Here is a 14,524-nt window from a genome sequence, read left to right on the forward strand (position 1 = left end):
TGAAATTACCCCCGAGCCCGCAGACCCACTACGCTCTACCTCAGTGACCACGCTCGACCAGGAAGTCGCCCTCGATGATTCTGATTCTGTTGCCAGCCGCCGATTACGACCCAACCGAAAGCAGCGTGCCCTGGCAGGCCATGCGCGATGCGGGTATCGAAGTGCGCTTTGCCACGCCGCAAGGTTTGCCCGCCCACGCCGATCCACGATTGGTGGATATCGGCTTCGGCCTGCTGAGTTCGATGCTGATGACGCGCAAAGCTGACCTTCACAGTTACACGCAGATGATCGAGTCCGATGCGTTCATGCAGCCACTGGCGTATGCCGATGTCGATACGAGCCAGTTCGATGGTCTATTGATTCCCGGCGGTCACGCCAAGGGGATGCGCACACTGCTGGAGTCCAAGCAGGCCCAGCAGATCGCCCTGCAATTTTTCAAGGCCGACAAACCCGTGGCGGCGGTGTGTCATGGCGTGTTGTTGCTGGCCCGTACGCTCGATCCCGATACCGGGCGTTCGGTGTTGTTCGGGCGCAAGGTCACGGCGTTGCTGGCGGCAACCATGGAGTTGCCGGCGTGGCTGATGACCGCTGCGTGGCTGGGGCGCTATTACCGCACCTACAAACAGACGGTCGAGGCAGAAGTGAAAACCGCACTGGCCAGCAAGGCCGATTTCATACGCGGCCCGCTCATTGCCAAACGCGACCAGGCAGACAACCCGCAAATCGGTTTTGTGGTGCGCGACGGCAACCTGCTCACGGCACGCTGGCCCGGCGACTGCCATCGATTCGCCGCCGAATGGGTGGCCCTGTTGCAGGCCACCCGCCGCGAGCCGGTATTCAGTCCAGACGCGGCACGGTGAAGCGGAATTCGCTGCCCTGCCCCGGCTCGCTCTCGGCCACGATCCGCCCGCCGTGGGCCTCGACAATCCCCTGCGTGATGTACAGGCCCAGCCCCGTGCCGTTCGGATTGCCTTCCTTCACCGTCCAGTAGCGGTCGAACACATGCGGCAAGTGATCCTTGGGAATGCCTTCGCCGCTGTCGCGCACCGTGAAGACGATGTCGTCGCCGACCGATTTGGCAAACACATCGACCGTGCCCAGACGCGGCGTGAACTTGATCGCGTTGCCGACCAGATTCGACAGCACCTGGAACAGCCGCTCGGGGTCGGCGTGAATGCTCAGATCCGGATCAGCCTCGAACGAGATGCTGATGTCCTTGTCCAGCGCCAGCGGCGCGAGCAGTGACTGCGCCTCTTCGAACATCTGCGCGACATCGAGCTTCTGCGGGGCGATGGTGTAGCGCCCGGCGTCGATTTTCGAGGTATCGAGCAAGTCTTCCAGCAGCGTGTTCATGCGCCCGGCGGCTTGCTGCATGGTGTCGATGGCGGTGGAGATGCGTCGCGAAGTGTGCGGCCCGTCGGAGCTGAAAGCCTTTTGCATCATGCCGCACAGCATCGAAATGACCGTCATCGGATTGCGCAGATCGTGGGACACCACCGCCACCAGCTCATCACGGGCGCGCACCGCTTCCTGCTCGCGGCGCACCTGGCGGGCCAGGTCGTTTTCCAGTGCCGAGCGGCGCAGGTCATTGGCGGCAAACAGATCGCCGTGGCTCCACTTGGTGGAGATCCCGGCCATCTCGACCTTCCAGATTTCGAACGAGGTACGCGGCCGCAGGCGCAGGCCGGCGTCGGAGTTTTCCAGATCCAGCGGCTTGCGCGGGTCGCCACTCCAGTTGATGTTCTCTTTGACTTCCGGGCGGAACCACAGCACGCCGTTGTCCACCGGTTTGGGCAGGCTCATGGCGAGCACGCCGCTGGCGACTTGCTGATACTGCGCGGCCGGTGGATAGACGCTGGCCAGGTGATGACTGGCAAACACCGGCTCGCCGCGCTCCTGCAGCCACTTGTGCAGGGCGCGAATGTCTTCCGGCTCCGGGCAGTTGCCGTAACGGTGCAATTGCTTGTCTTCGATGATCGCGATGCCGCCGGCATTGGCCAGCGCCATCAGGACCTGCGGCTGGTTGGCCAGTCCATCGAAGACGTTCTGTGGCGAGTCGATCATCGCCTGATTGAGCAGCGCCAGCGCCTCGACCTTTTCTTCACGCTGACGGCTGACTTCCAGCGCTTCCATCGCGCTGATCTGCAACGACAGCACCTGGCCGATGGTCTGGCATGCGGTGCGCAATTCGTGCGGCACGTGCAGCGGCTGTCGGTTGCCGCAACTGATCAGGCCCCAGAGCTTGTCGCCCTTGAGCAGGGAAATGCTCATCGAGGACAGCACGCCCATGTTCTTCATGTACTGGCAGTGAATCGGCGACACGCTGCGCAGCGTGGCGAAGCTCAGGTCCAGCGGGGTCTGGGTGTCCGGGCGCAGCTTGGGTACCAGTGGCACCGGTTGATAGTCGGCATTCGGGATGATCCGCAGCCAGTTGGTGCGGTACAGCTCCCGGGCCTGCTCGGGGATGTCGGAGGCCGGGAAAAACAAGCCGTTGAAGACTTCCATCGAAGGATCGGACGCTTCAGCGATGACCTGACCGTGGCCCTCCTCTTCGAAGCGATAGATCAGCACCCGGTCGTAACCGGTCATGGCCTGGATTTCCTTGACGCTGATGTCGTACAGCGCCTGCAGGCTCTGGGCCTTTTGCAGGCGCGCGAGCATCCGCCCGAGGTGGGTTTCAGTGCCGGCGACGTTGCGCGGCTGGAAGTTTTCGACGTGGATTTCCAGCTCCAGGATCAGCACATCCTGATGCCGGTGCAGCAAGCCTTCGAACGCCGTGCCGTTGAGGCGAAAGTGCAGCGGCGGCGCGTCGGACAGGGTCGGTTGCTGCAAGGCCTCACGAACCTGCGCGGCATGGGCATCGCCGATCAGGCTGTGCAGCGGCTGGCCGATCAGTTCCTGTGCCGGGCGGGCGAGCAAGGTCTCGACGTTGGCGCTGATCTGGATGATCGAAAGGTCCGGCTCGCTCAGGGTCAACAGCAGACCGTGGGGCTGGATCGCTCCGGGGAAGCGGATCGGCTCGTCGGCGCAGTTGGCCAGCAACTCTTCAAAGGCTTCTTTGTCTTGCGGGGTCATACCAGAACCTCCTGGCTTTCGAGCCAGCGCTCGAAACAGCTGAATGTGGTGTGGGCGGCCGCCACGACGGCTTCACGCTCGTCGGCGTCCATCGGGCGGCTGCCCAGGTATTCGATGAAGTCGCGCCAGCGCCGGCCGGTGGCGGCGCCGTAGACGTCCAGAAACGCTGCGCCGTTGTCCGCGCCCAGGTTCAGCCGTGTGGCGATTTCCCGGCGCAGGATCTGCCCGCCGAGGGTCGCGCCTTCCAGCACGTACAGCACGCCCAGACCTGCAGCGGCGGAGTCGATGGCGGGCAACTGGCGGCAAAGTGAAAAGTCCCCGCCATTTGCGCCCAATGCGTGCAGGTCCCGTTGCAGGGTCGGCGCCTTGAGGCGTGAAACCAGATCGAAATCGGCGGGGATCGCGCCGCTGTCCTGTAACGCGGCTTCCAGCGGCTGATAGAAGCCGTAATAGGCGCGCATCAATCGCTCGAAAGCGTGCAGATCAAGGGTGTCGGAGAAAAAAGGAAGGCGTTTTTCCAGTGCGATGTGCAGTTCGGCAGTGCCGGCGCGCAGGTCCTGCAACACCGGTGGCACATGAACCTCGCGGGCCTTTGCTTGCATGTAGTCGCTCGTACAGTGGGCCGCCTGGGGCCATTGGGGAATGGAAACGCATGGCGCGAAAGCTTACACGGCAATTGTCCTTTCTGACCCGGCAGATAATTTTTTCTGGCGGATTCATCACCCTGTGACGGTTTCAGAGTTGACGGGGCGGTGGAAAGTTCGAACGGATTCACGCCCGACAATCGCTGTACCGCGACTCCGCAGCCTGACTGTACGGTTCCGGCCTGCCGCCAGCGTGATAAAAATAGCCGTCCCGCCACCGGAGCCCGCGCCATGGATCTCGCCACCCTTTCCCTGTTTCTGCCCGCCTGTTTCGCCCTGAACATGGCGCCCGGCCCGAACAACCTGCTGTCGGTCAGCAACGCCACCCGCTATGGCTATCGCCGCGCCTGCGTGGCCGGGGTCGGCCGGTTGTTGGCGTTCGCCGGGATGATCGCCCTCGCGGCGGCGGGGCTGGCTGTGGTGCTGCAGACCTCCGAGTTGCTGTTCTACGGGATCAAGATTGTCGGTGCGGGGTATCTGTTGTATCTGGCGTGGCAGCTGTGGCGGGCCAATCCGGCTGCCGAAGACGCCGTTACGGCGCCGGCAAGTGGACTGCTGGCGCTGGCACGTCAGGAATTCCTGGTGGCCGCAGGAAATCCAAAAGCAATTCTCATCTTCACCGCCTTCCTGCCGCAGTTCGTCGACCCGAACCGCGCCATCACCCCGCAGTTCATGCTGCTGGGCGTGCTGTTCCTGCTGCTGGAATGGATCGCCATCAGCGCCTACGCCTACATGGGCCTGCACATGCGCCGCTGGTTTGCCGAGCCGCGCGGCAAGCGGATCTTCAATCGTTGCTGCGCGGGGCTGCTGTCGGCGGCGGCTTCGGTGTTGCTGATGGCCAAACGTGCCTAAGCTTCGGACGGGCCTTTGAGTTCGACCTGATTGCCGTCCGGATCGAAGCAGTACAGCGACAGACCGTTGCCCTCGGCGCCGAAACGGGTGACGGCCTTGTCGACGGTCAGGCCACAGGATTGCAAATGACTGACCAGCGCCGCTTCATCGAACGGCTCGATGCGCAGGCAGAAGTGATCGACATTGCGCCGTTCGCTGCCGGCAGCGGCGCCGCCCTTGCGGCCGATATCGCCGTCGAGGTCGACCAGATCGATCATCGACGTGCCGGCACGCAGGTGCACCAGACCGAATTTTTCGTTGCGCTTGACCACTTCGGCGCCGAAGACCCGGTCGTAAAAATCAATGCTGCGTTGCAGATCGGCAACGCGCAGCACGATGTGATCGATGTGGTGAATCGTGAACGGTGGCATACCTTCATTTCCCGAGTTGTAGCGACCCGATCACTGTAGTGCAGCGGCCCGAAAATTCACTGTCGATTTTTCGGTGGAGCCATCGAATAACTGGTTTTATCCTCGGCCCATGAACATACAGACCGCTGTCCTGCCCCCTCACGCCGAAATGGTTCGCGCCATGCTAGCAAGCGACACTGCCTATGAAGGCGTGTTCTTCACGGCGGTGAAAACCACCGGGATCTTTTGCCGCCCGACCTGCACGGCGCGCAAGCCGAAACCGGAAAACGTCGAGTTCTTCGCCCACGCTGACGACTGTCTGTCCGCCGGTTACCGTGCCTGCTTGCGCTGCAAGCCGCTGGACGCAGCGGCCATCGCCCCGGATTGGGTGCAACGGCTGTTGAAAGCCGTGGACACCGATCCGGAGCTGCGCTGGAGCGATGCGCAATTGCTCGCCGAAGGCATCGAGCCACTGAAGCTGCGGCGTTGGTTCAAGCAGCATTTCGGCATGACGTTCCATGCGTGGCTGCGCACCCGTCGGCTCGGTGTGGCGCTGGGCGGAATCAAACAAGGCACCTCCATCGACCACGCGGCGTTCGACTCCGGCTATGAATCCCTCAGCGGTTTTCGCGATGCGTTTCAAAAGTCATTCCACATCACGCCGGGGCGAGCGGCGGCCAGCGAGCCGCTGCTGTTCACCCGCCTGACCACGCCGCTGGGGCCGATGATCGCCATGGCCGAACGACGCGGACTGGTGCTGCTGGAGTTTCTCGACCGCCCGGCGCTGACCCGGGAAGTCGAAGAATTGCAGAACCGCTACGGATACGTGGTCGCACCGGGGCACAACGCGCATTTGCAGCAGATCGAAAACGAACTGGCGCTGTACTTCGCCGGCAAACTGAGCGAATTCAGCGTACCGTTGCACCTGCCCGGCAGCGAGTTTGCCCGTCAGGTCTGGGCCGAACTGCGGCAAATCCCCTACGGCCAGACCAGCACTTACGGCAGCATCGCGGCGCGGTTGGGCAAACCCGGCGCCAGTCGCGCCGTGGGGCTGGCCAACGGACACAATCGGCTGTCGATCGTGGTGCCGTGCCATCGGGTGATCGGTGCGGACGGCTCGCTGACCGGCTATGGTGGTGGGCAACCGCGCAAGGCGTTTCTGCTCAGGCTGGAAAACGCTGCCGTGCAACTGACGCAACCGCTGGCTTTCTGAACGACGACAAGAAGGGATTTCGATGAACGCGCTCGACACACAGTTTCACCAGTTGCACCACGATGGCCTGCTGATCCTGACCAACGTCGCCGACGCCACGGGCGCGCGACTAGTCGAGCAGCTCGGCGGCAAAGCCGTCGCCACCAGCAGCGCCGCCGTGGCCTGGGCCCACGGTTACCCGGACGGCAACACCCTGCCGCTGGAGCGTTTGATCAGCACCGTGGAGTCGATTGCCCGGGTCATCAAGGTGCCGTTGAGCGTGGACATCGAGGCCGGTTATTCCGATGACCTCGACCGGGTTGCCGAAGTGATCGATGCGGTTGTCGCCGCCGGCGCGGTCGGGATCAATATCGAAGACGGCAGCGGCACGCCGGAACTGCTGGCGCGCAAGATCGAAGTCGCGCGGCAAGTCGCCGACAAGCGCGATGTGAAACTGTTCATCAATGCCCGCACCGACGTTTACCTCAAAAGTCTGGTGCCGGCCGAGGACCGCGTTGCCGAAACCTTGCGTCGTGCCGCGCTATACCAGGCAGCCGGGGCCGATGGTTTGTTCGCCGCCGGCGTGACGTCTGCCTACGAAATCGAAGCGATCTGTAAAGGCACGACTTTGCCGGTCAACGTCCTGGGCTTCGACGGCCTGCCCTCCCCCGACGAACTGAAAATCCTCGGCGTAAGCCGCTTGAGCGCCGGCTCCGGCATCGCCGAGTTCATGTACGGCGCCATGGGTTCACTGGTGAAAAGCTTCCTCGCCAGCGGCAAGCTCGATACCCACGACCTCAAGGCCTTCACCTATGGCGAAGTCAACGGTCTGCTGAAGTAAGCCATGCCCGATCCCTACCAACCAGCCAGCGAGTTTCTGGCCAGCCTCGACGCCGACTGGCAGCGCCACATTGCTGCGGTCGGCCCTTGCCTGCATCAACCACATCCGGCGCGGGATCCTTATGAGTCGCTGGTGCGGGCGATTGCCTATCAGCAACTGCACGCCAAGGCGGGCGATGCGATTGTCGGGCGGCTGGTGGGGCTGTTTCCCGGGCAGACGTTTCCCCGCCCGGAGCAGATTCTGGCGACGGGGTTCGATCAGATGCGCAGTTGCGGGTTTTCGGCGGGCAAGATTGCGACGATTCAGGGGATTGCCCGGGCGACCCTGGACGGTGTGGTGCCGGATTACCCGACTGCGCTGGCGATGGAGGATGAGGCGCTGATCGAGCGGTTGGTCAGCCTGCGCGGGGTTGGACGCTGGACTGTGGAGATGTTGCTGATCTACAGCCTGGAGCGGCCGGATATTCTGCCCGCCGACGATTTTGGTGTGCGCGAAGGATATCGGCGGTTGAAGGGGCTGGAGGTGCAGCCGACGCGCAGGCAGATGATCGAAATCGGGTTGGGGTGGAGTCCGTTTCGCACCGTGGCGGCTTGGTATTTGTGGCGCGTGCCCAAAAGCCCCTCACCCTAGCCCTCTCCCGGAGGGAGAGGGGACCGATCCGGGAATGCTTTAGAAGTACGCCGACCTGAAAGAGCAACTGTGAATCCATAGACGCCAAGACGTTAGTGAATACTTAATCGACACGGTTTATCAGGTCGATGTATGACGCAAGACCACCAGGTCGGCTCCCTCTCCCTCCGGGAGAGGGCTGGGGTGAGGGGTTGCTTTTCAGAGGCCTGACTTCAACCGACTGAACGCCCGAATCAAAGCCCGGTTGAACGCCTTGCCATTGTCGTTCTTGCTATACAGCGAAGCCCTCACCGCCTCCGGCGGATACGTCCCCGGATCATTACGAATCGCCGGATCAATCAACCCGTCAGCCGCCGTAATCGCATTGGCGTAGTGAATGGTGTCGGTAATCGGCGCGATCACCTCAGGCGTCATCAAATAATCCATCAATGCCAATCCGGCCTCGGGATGCGGTGCATCCTTGGGAATGACCATCGCATCGAACCAGATCAGCGTGCCCTCCTTGGGAATCCGGTAATTCAACTTGAACGGCTTGTGCGCCGCTTCAGCCTGACCCGCCGCAATGGCGACGTTGCCGTTCCACGACATCGCCACGCAGGTGTTGCCGTTGGCCAGGTCGCTGATGTTCAGGTCGTTGTCGAAGTAGCGGATGTAGGGGCGGATCTTCGCCAGTTGCTGTTCGGCGAGTTTCAGGTCATCGAGGCTCTGGCGGTTGATGTCCAGGCCCATGTACTTCATGACCGCCGCGAACACTTCGTTCGGATCGTTGAGCAGGCTCACCCCGCAATCGGCGAATTTCGACACCACCGCCGGATCGAACAGCATCGCCCAACTGTCCCGTGGCGCCTCCGGCAGGCGCTGCTTCACGGCCTCCTCCTGATAGCCGACGCCGGTGGTGCCCCAGGCGTAGATCCCGGCGTAGCGGTTGCCCGGATCGAACACCGCCATGTGCTGACGGAACTCCTCGCCGACTCCGGCAAAATGCGGGAGTTGCTGCTTGTTCAGGGGCTGGATCGCGCCGCTCTCGATGGCCCGCGACAGGTGCTGGCCGGCGGTCAGCACCAGGTCATAGCCGCTGCGTCCGGTGAGTAGTTTAGTCTCGACGGTTTCCAGTGAATCGAAGTGATCGGCGACCACCTGAATCCCGGTTTTCGCCTCGAAATTCTTCAGGGTATCCGGGGCCAGGTACTCGCCCCAGATATACAGGTTGACCACCGGTTTCGCCGGCTCGGCGGCCTGCACACACAGGGGTGCAAGCACCAGCAATAACGCTTTACTCAGTTTGTGCAGGCCCATGCTCAGGCTCCTTTTTTCTGGCCGGCGTATTGCGGCATGGTGATGCACGCGACGTTGCCGCCACCGAGCAGGATTTCCCGGGAGTTTTCGATGCCGACGATCTTGTGCTGCGGGAACAGTTCGGCGAGGGTCGCCAGCGCCACCTGATCGTTGCGATCGCCGAACAGCGGCACCACGATCGAACTGTTGCCGGCGTAGTAGTTGATATACGACGCGCAGATTTTGGTGCCGGCCTGACGGGTGTGGGTGCTGTCCTGCTGATCGAGGCCTTCGGCTTCTTCGGCGGTCCACTCCAGCACGTCCGGCTGCGGCAGCTTGTGCACGATCAGTTCGCGGCCACGGCTGTCGCGGGTACTGCGCAGGATGTCGTAGGCCTCCTGGTAGATTTCCCACTGCGGATCGTCACGGTTGTCGGTCCATTGCAGCACCACTTCGCCGGGGCGCACGAAGCACGCGAGGTCGTCGACATGGCCGTCGGTTTCGTCGAACTTGCAACCGCGCGGCAGCCAGATCACTTGCTCGGCGCCGAGGTAGTCGGTCAACCGGCGGGTCACTTCGTCCTTGCCCAGATGCTGGTTGCGATTGCGGTTGAGCAGGCATTGCTCGGTGGTGAGGATGCTGCCCTGGCCGTCGCTCTGGATGCCGCCGAGTTCGGCAATCAACGGCGCGCGATAGCGGTCGAAACGCTCGATTTCGAGGATCTTGCTGGCGATCTGGTCGTCCTTGTCCCACGGATAGTAAAGCCCGCCATCGAGGCCGCCGTAGGCATTGAATTCAAAGTCGACACCACGCACTTCACCGCTCTGGTCGTTGACCACGAAGCACGGGCCGCTGTCGCGGAACCAGGTGTCGTTGCAAGTCATCTCGACCACACGCACTTGTGGCGGCAACTGGCGGCGGGCGGTGGCGAACTGGGAGGCCGAAGCGCAGACCGTCACCGGCTCACTGTGGGAGATCGCGGTGACGATCTGCACCCAGACTTTCTGCGCAGGCTTGGCGCCGTTGCGCCAGACGTCGGTGCGCTCCGGCCAGCCAAGCCAGCATCCGGACTTGGCTTCGAATTCGCCGGGCAGACGGAAGCCGTCCTGTTTCGGGGTGGTGTCGAGCAAGCGTGCCATGGTCAAACCTCGTCATCGGGATGGGAATGACCTCAGGCTACGGTCGCGAGCGGTCGGCTCGCCAACGATGATTATTTCGGAACAGTTGAATTCAACTCATCAATCCGCCAGTTGATCGTTGAACCATTCCAGCATCTGCGCCACCGCCGGACGCTCCAGCCGCACACGCTCGCAGACCAGCGCGTATTGGCCCAGCGCGGTCATGCTGGAGGTGAACGGGCGCACCAGACGCCCGTTCTGCAAATCCTCCTGCGCCGTGAGGTTGTCGCCCATCGCCACGCCCTGCCCTTGCGCCGCTGCTTCCAGCGCCAGGCCGGCATGGGCGAAATACAACTGGCGCTCCGGGCGCAGATCGCCGGCATGGCTGGTCAGCCACGCGGTCCAGGTCTTGCCGTCCTGATCGTCGTGCAGCAGGCAATGCCGGGCCAGGTCCTTCGGGGCTTTCAGGGTGCCCTGGTTGAACAGGCCGGGGCTGCACACCGGGAAGAACTGCAACGCCGGCAACGGGCGGACGAAGTACGCGCTGCTGTCCACCGGGCCGGTGCCGTAGGTGATCGCCAGATCGATGTCTTCGCCGGGTGCGGTGGCGTCGATCGGCTGTTCGTAGAGGTGCAAGGTGATGTGCGGATAGCGCGCGTAGAAATCGGTGAGACGGTTCATCAGCCACTTCTGCGCCAGCTCCGCCGTCACCGCCAGCCGCAACACCGCGAGCGAGGATGGATCGCGCAACTCGTCGCAGGCATCGCCGATCAGTTCGAAGGCCTGTTGCAGGCTTTGCATCAAGCGCCCGGCGGCGATGGTCGGGCGAATCTGCCGGCCCTCGCGGATAAACAATGACACGCCCAGTTGTTCTTCGAGCTGGCGGATCTGATGACTGACAGCGCTGTCGGTGACGCACAGCTCGGCGGCAGCCCTGCCGAAATGCGCGTGGCGGGCGGCGCATTCGAAGGTTCGCAGGGCGGCCAGGGAAGGTAGTCGGCGCATGGGTTTGGGTCCCTTTTTTGCGGACATGCTGACCTTCGGATTCGTGGGCGTCCAGTTTTACCGCGTTATCGTTGATCGCGAGCAAGCTCGCTCCCACAGGGTTATTCAGAGTTTGAAAGATAGAGGGCACACCGCAAAAACTGTGGGAGCGAGCTTGCTCGCGATAGCGGCGGCACAGGCGCGACATCTCTTCTAGGCTGAACGGCATCGACAAAATACACCGGAGGCCCACTCATGCACCTCGAAGGCTCCTGCCACTGTGGCGCGGTTTCATTCACTCTCGACAGCGCCCACCCCTACCCTTATCAGCGCTGCTACTGCTCGATCTGCCGCAAGACCCAGGGCGGTGGCGGCTATGCGATCAATCTTGGCGGCGACGCGACCAGCCTCAAGGTGCGCGGTCGCAAGAACATCACGATCTACCACGCGAAAATGAAAGACGAAGGCGATGCACGCGCTCATCGCAGCACCGCCGAGCGGCATTTCTGCTCGTTGTGCGGCAGCGGACTGTGGCTGTTCAGCCCGGAATGGCCGGAACTGATCCACCCGTTCGCCTCGGCCATCGATACACCGTTGCCGGTGCCGCCGGAGCACACCCACCTGATGCTCGGCTCGAAAGCGCCATGGGTCGAAGTGCAGGCGAGCGCGAAGGATCAACAATTCGAGGTCTACCCCGAAGAATCCATCGCCCAATGGCACGAACGGCTGGGATTGACCCGATAGCCGCCTTCACAGTCTTTGACAGTTTCCCGACAAAGCTGCCAAAGATTGCCGGCCGCCCCCCGCCTAGCATGGCGCATCCATCTTCCCCATCGGGTGCCCCATGCCGGTTTCGCTGCGTACTTTTTCGCTGTCCCTGACCTCCCTTTGTCTGTTGCTGCCCGGCGACTCGCTGCGCGCCGAAGACTGGCACACCACATTGCGCGCCGGGGCCGCCAGTGCGCCGCGTTACAGCGGCAGTGACGAGCGGGTGGTGGCGCCGTTGGTGGGTGTTGAAATCGGCAGCCCTTACGGCGTGTTCCTCGACACTAGCCGAGGCCTCGGCTGGGGTTTCGATGAAGAGGATTTCGGCCTCAGCGTCTACATCGGCGCCAGCGATGTGCGCAAGGATCGCAAGACCGGTTACAAAGGCTCGGACGAACTCAACGGCATGGGTTCGATCAAGTCACGCCCGGTGATCGGGCTCGACGGCACGTATCACCTGGGCCCGCTCATTCTCGGCGCGAGTTTCGAACATGCGCTGGAAAAGGACGACGATGACCACGACACCGGCTCGTCCTGGAACCGCCTCAAGCTGAGCATCAGCGCGCCGCTCTACGAAGGACCTTTCGGCAAGGTGACCGGCGGCCTCAACAGCCAGTTCGGCGACAGCAACTACATGCGCACCTGGTACGGCGTCAGCGATGCCCAGGCTTCGCGCAGCCAGTTCCGCGCGTACAAGGCCCGGGCCGGGTTGATCAGCCGTGGCGCTGACCTGACGTGGTCATTGCCGCTGGACAAACAGTGGAGCGTGTCGACGGTGCTGGCGGTGCAGTACCTGAACCACGAAGCCGCCGACAGCCCGATTGTCGAGCGTCGGCTGCAGACGTCCCTTGCCGGGCAAGTGATCTACACCTTCTGATCGCCCTCAGAACAGCTCGCTGAACGGAATGAAACGCAGCGGATCGCCCATTCGCAACGTGCTGTGCTCCGGGATTTCCACCAGCCCGTCGGCCCAGGTCGCGCCGAGCAGCACGCCGGAACTCTGATTCGGATACAGCGCCGCTTGTCCGCCCTCCAGACGCACCCGCAGGTACTCGCGGCGGCTGCCGGGTTTCGGCCAGTCGAACCCGGCGTTGACGGTGAAGCTCAACGGCATCACCTCTTCCACGCCTTGAATGCGCAGCAGATACGGGCGCGCCAGCAGGCCGAAGGTCACCAGTGCCGAGGTCGGATTGCCCGGCAGACCGATCACCGGCACCGTGCCGAAATGGCCGACCGTCAGCGGTTTGCCGGGTTTGATCGCGAGTTTCCACAGCAGCGGTTTTCCGTTGTCACGCAGCACCTGGCCGAGGCAATCGGCATCGCCGGCAGACACGCCGCCGGTGGTCAGAATCAGATCGGCCGCCACTTGCAGTTGCTCAAGCTTGAGCCGGGTCTGCGCCGGACGATCGGGAAGAATCCCGGCGTCGATCACCTCGCAACCCAGTTCGCGCAACCAATGGTCAAGCAAGGTGCGATTGCTGTTGTAGATGCTGCCGGGACGCAACGGCTGGCCCGGTTCCACCAGCTCATCACCGGTAGAGAGGAGCGCCACACGCGGTCGGCGCACGAGCGGCAAATGAGTCATGCCCTGCCCCGCCGCCACGGCCAGTTCGAACGGGCCGAGGCGTTTGCCGGCGCGCAGCAGAGTGTCGCCGACGCGGTTCTCCTGGCCCTGGGCGCGGATGTTCTGGCCGACTTTCAGCGGTTGCAGAAACCGCACGCGACCGTCCTCCAGCACCTCGGTGTTTTCCTGCATTTCCACGCAATTGGCGCCATTGGGCAATGGCGCGCCAGTGAAGATTCGCGCGCAGGTGCCGGGCAACAAGGCGTCCGGCGCCAGCCCGGCATAGACCCGCTGCGACACGCTCAACGGCTGGCGATGCAGATCGGCGAGGTTCAAGGCGTAACCGTCCATGGCACTGTTCGGCCATGGCGGCAGGTCGAGGGTGGCGACCAGATCGCTGGCCAATACTCGGCCGCGAGCCTCATTGAGCGGCACCGGTTCACTGTCCGGCAGGCGCTGTTCGTTGGCCATCGCCAGCAACTGATCGAGTGCGTCCTCGACCGGCATCAATCCAGGCTTGCTCATCCCCTTGGCCCGCAGGCTTGCACCGGTTTGAGATGCGGGACGAAGTTGCACGGACGGTGACGGTTATCCAGTTGCTCGGCGAGGATGCCCTCCCACGCCGTGCGGCACGCGCCGGTGGAACCCGGCAGGCAGCATACCAGCGTGCCGTTGGACAGGCCCGCCAGCGCGCGGCTTTGGACGGTCGAGGTGCCGATGTCGAGAATCGAGATGGCGCGGAACAGCTCGCCGAAACCGTCGATCTGCTTGTCCAGCAGGCAAGCCACGGCTTCCGGGGTGCTGTCGCGGCCAGTGAAACCGGTGCCGCCGGTGATCAGCACCACTTGAATGCCGTCGTCGGCAATCCACTGCGCGACCTGAGCGCGGATCTTGTACAGGTCGTCCTTGAGCAGGTTGCGTTCACTCAAGGTGTGGCCGGCTTCGAGCAAGCGGCTGACCAGCAACTGGCCGGAGGTATCGCTGGCGTAATCGCGGGTATCGCTGACCGTCAGCACGGCAATATTCAAGGGAACAAACAGGGCATCCGCTTTAACACTCATGGCACTCTCCGGCCTTCGCCAATTCAATTGGGCCAGAGCCTAAGTGCCACTTATCAAGACTGTCTAATCACTCTAACCAACCGCATTATCGAGCCGCTCTATCGGCTGTTTTTTATCGGGCGGCGCTCACTGAT

The 14,524-nt window shown here is 62.9% G+C and carries 15 protein-coding genes; 7 read left to right on the forward strand and 8 right to left on the reverse strand.

Translation table 11 applies throughout. The annotated features are described in order from the left end of the window. Positions 1-74 precede the first annotated feature (74 nt). Positions 75-860 carry a type 1 glutamine amidotransferase domain-containing protein gene (locus OQ248_RS28455; RefSeq protein WP_265814951.1) on the forward strand — a complete coding sequence of 262 codons (786 nt, stop codon included), beginning with the start codon at positions 75-77 and terminating at the stop codon, positions 858-860. Here the strand turns inward: OQ248_RS28455 and OQ248_RS28460 are convergent. Together OQ248_RS28460 and OQ248_RS28465 are read right to left on the reverse strand one after the other, a co-directional pair. Continuing rightward, positions 838-3,075, reverse strand: coding sequence for an ATP-binding protein (locus tag OQ248_RS28460; protein WP_265814953.1), 2,238 nt, complete (start codon positions 3,073-3,075; stop codon positions 838-840). The two genes, OQ248_RS28455 and OQ248_RS28460, sit on opposite strands and share 23 nt — an antisense overlap. After that, complete coding sequence (locus OQ248_RS28465) at positions 3,072-3,677, reverse strand: biliverdin-producing heme oxygenase (protein ID WP_265814954.1); 606 nt, start codon at positions 3,675-3,677, stop codon at positions 3,072-3,074. The genes OQ248_RS28460 and OQ248_RS28465 overlap by 4 nt, the downstream gene beginning before the upstream one ends. Before the next feature lie 273 nt (positions 3,678-3,950). Between OQ248_RS28465 and OQ248_RS28470 the strand changes: the two genes are divergently transcribed. Continuing rightward, the gene (locus tag OQ248_RS28470; protein ID WP_192560445.1) at positions 3,951-4,571 is read left to right on the forward strand and encodes a LysE family translocator; all 621 of its coding nucleotides are present in this window, start codon (positions 3,951-3,953) and stop codon (positions 4,569-4,571) included. Here the strand turns inward: OQ248_RS28470 and OQ248_RS28475 are convergent. Continuing rightward, positions 4,568-4,981 (reverse strand): VOC family protein, encoded by a 414-nt coding sequence (locus OQ248_RS28475; RefSeq protein WP_265814955.1) that lies wholly within the window; start codon positions 4,979-4,981, stop codon positions 4,568-4,570. The genes OQ248_RS28470 and OQ248_RS28475 overlap by 4 nt on opposite strands. 109 nt (positions 4,982-5,090) lie before the next feature. Here OQ248_RS28475 and OQ248_RS28480 point away from each other — a divergent pair, with 109 nt between their 5' ends. From OQ248_RS28480 to OQ248_RS28490, 3 genes are read left to right on the forward strand one after another with little or no spacing between them, the layout of a single operon-like run. Next, positions 5,091-6,173: a methylated-DNA--[protein]-cysteine S-methyltransferase gene (locus tag OQ248_RS28480; RefSeq protein ID WP_265814956.1), complete on the forward strand. Its 1,083-nt coding sequence runs from the start codon at positions 5,091-5,093 to the stop codon at positions 6,171-6,173. 22 nt (positions 6,174-6,195) lie between these two features. Beyond that, positions 6,196-6,993, forward strand: coding sequence for an isocitrate lyase/phosphoenolpyruvate mutase family protein (locus OQ248_RS28485; protein ID WP_265814957.1), 798 nt, complete (start codon positions 6,196-6,198; stop codon positions 6,991-6,993). A gap of 3 nt (positions 6,994-6,996) precedes the next feature. Next, entirely contained in the window at positions 6,997-7,623 is a 627-nt protein-coding gene (locus OQ248_RS28490; RefSeq protein ID WP_265814958.1) for a DNA-3-methyladenine glycosylase, read from the forward strand. 198 nt (positions 7,624-7,821) lie between these two features. On the opposite strand, the gene OQ248_RS28495 is transcribed toward OQ248_RS28490, so the two are convergent. From OQ248_RS28495 to OQ248_RS28505, 3 genes are all read right to left on the reverse strand, one after another. After that, the gene (locus OQ248_RS28495) at positions 7,822-8,919 is read right to left on the reverse strand and encodes an extracellular solute-binding protein (RefSeq protein WP_265814959.1); all 1,098 of its coding nucleotides are present in this window, start codon (positions 8,917-8,919) and stop codon (positions 7,822-7,824) included. Positions 8,920-8,921: 2 nt separating this feature from the next. Continuing rightward, positions 8,922-10,037: an agmatine deiminase gene (gene aguA / locus OQ248_RS28500; RefSeq protein WP_085708631.1), complete on the reverse strand. Its 1,116-nt coding sequence runs from the start codon at positions 10,035-10,037 to the stop codon at positions 8,922-8,924. A 99-nt stretch (positions 10,038-10,136) separates the two neighbouring features. Continuing rightward, positions 10,137-11,021, reverse strand: coding sequence for a LysR substrate-binding domain-containing protein (locus tag OQ248_RS28505; protein ID WP_134827286.1), 885 nt, complete (start codon positions 11,019-11,021; stop codon positions 10,137-10,139). 234 nt (positions 11,022-11,255) lie between these two features. Here OQ248_RS28505 and OQ248_RS28510 point away from each other — a divergent pair, with 234 nt between their 5' ends. Both OQ248_RS28510 and OQ248_RS28515 read left to right on the forward strand, forming a co-directional pair. Continuing rightward, positions 11,256-11,744: a GFA family protein gene (locus tag OQ248_RS28510; protein WP_265814960.1), complete on the forward strand. Its 489-nt coding sequence runs from the start codon at positions 11,256-11,258 to the stop codon at positions 11,742-11,744. 100 nt (positions 11,745-11,844) lie between these two features. After that, positions 11,845-12,642, forward strand: a complete 798-nt coding sequence (locus OQ248_RS28515; protein ID WP_265814961.1) for a MipA/OmpV family protein — start codon at positions 11,845-11,847, stop codon at positions 12,640-12,642. A 6-nt stretch (positions 12,643-12,648) separates the two neighbouring features. Here OQ248_RS28515 and glp read toward each other — a convergent pair whose 3' ends face one another. Then, positions 12,649-13,854 (reverse strand): gephyrin-like molybdotransferase Glp, encoded by a 1,206-nt coding sequence (gene glp / locus OQ248_RS28520; protein WP_265814962.1) that lies wholly within the window; start codon positions 13,852-13,854, stop codon positions 12,649-12,651. Then, complete coding sequence (moaB, locus tag OQ248_RS28525; protein ID WP_085733108.1) at positions 13,851-14,390, reverse strand: molybdenum cofactor biosynthesis protein B; 540 nt, start codon at positions 14,388-14,390, stop codon at positions 13,851-13,853. The genes glp and moaB overlap by 4 nt, the downstream gene beginning before the upstream one ends. Positions 14,391-14,524 lie beyond the last annotated feature (134 nt).

This window comes from Pseudomonas sp. COW5 (assembly GCF_026240005.1).
In the GTDB taxonomy this organism is placed as follows: domain Bacteria; phylum Pseudomonadota; class Gammaproteobacteria; order Pseudomonadales; family Pseudomonadaceae; genus Aquipseudomonas; species Aquipseudomonas kribbensis.

Bases quoted from the DNA above. Each gene is read 5' to 3' on its own strand.
- OQ248_RS28455 (WP_265814951.1), top strand. From the start codon at position 75: ATGATTCTGATTCTGTTGCCAGCCGCCGATTACGACCCAACCGAAAGC.
- OQ248_RS28460 (WP_265814953.1), bottom strand. From the start codon at position 3,075: ATGACCCCGCAAGACAAAGAAGCCTTTGAAGAGTTGCTGGCCAACTGC.
- OQ248_RS28465 (WP_265814954.1), bottom strand. From the start codon at position 3,677: ATGCAAGCAAAGGCCCGCGAGGTTCATGTGCCACCGGTGTTGCAGGAC.
- OQ248_RS28470 (WP_192560445.1), top strand. From the start codon at position 3,951: ATGGATCTCGCCACCCTTTCCCTGTTTCTGCCCGCCTGTTTCGCCCTG.
- OQ248_RS28475 (WP_265814955.1), bottom strand. From the start codon at position 4,981: ATGCCACCGTTCACGATTCACCACATCGATCACATCGTGCTGCGCGTT.
- OQ248_RS28480 (WP_265814956.1), top strand. From the start codon at position 5,091: ATGAACATACAGACCGCTGTCCTGCCCCCTCACGCCGAAATGGTTCGC.
- OQ248_RS28485 (WP_265814957.1), top strand. From the start codon at position 6,196: ATGAACGCGCTCGACACACAGTTTCACCAGTTGCACCACGATGGCCTG.
- OQ248_RS28490 (WP_265814958.1), top strand. From the start codon at position 6,997: ATGCCCGATCCCTACCAACCAGCCAGCGAGTTTCTGGCCAGCCTCGAC.
- OQ248_RS28495 (WP_265814959.1), bottom strand. From the start codon at position 8,919: ATGGGCCTGCACAAACTGAGTAAAGCGTTATTGCTGGTGCTTGCACCC.
- aguA (WP_085708631.1), bottom strand. From the start codon at position 10,037: ATGGCACGCTTGCTCGACACCACCCCGAAACAGGACGGCTTCCGTCTG.
- OQ248_RS28505 (WP_134827286.1), bottom strand. From the start codon at position 11,021: ATGCGCCGACTACCTTCCCTGGCCGCCCTGCGAACCTTCGAATGCGCC.
- OQ248_RS28510 (WP_265814960.1), top strand. From the start codon at position 11,256: ATGCACCTCGAAGGCTCCTGCCACTGTGGCGCGGTTTCATTCACTCTC.
- OQ248_RS28515 (WP_265814961.1), top strand. From the start codon at position 11,845: ATGCCGGTTTCGCTGCGTACTTTTTCGCTGTCCCTGACCTCCCTTTGT.
- glp (WP_265814962.1), bottom strand. From the start codon at position 13,854: ATGAGCAAGCCTGGATTGATGCCGGTCGAGGACGCACTCGATCAGTTG.
- moaB (WP_085733108.1), bottom strand. From the start codon at position 14,390: ATGAGTGTTAAAGCGGATGCCCTGTTTGTTCCCTTGAATATTGCCGTG.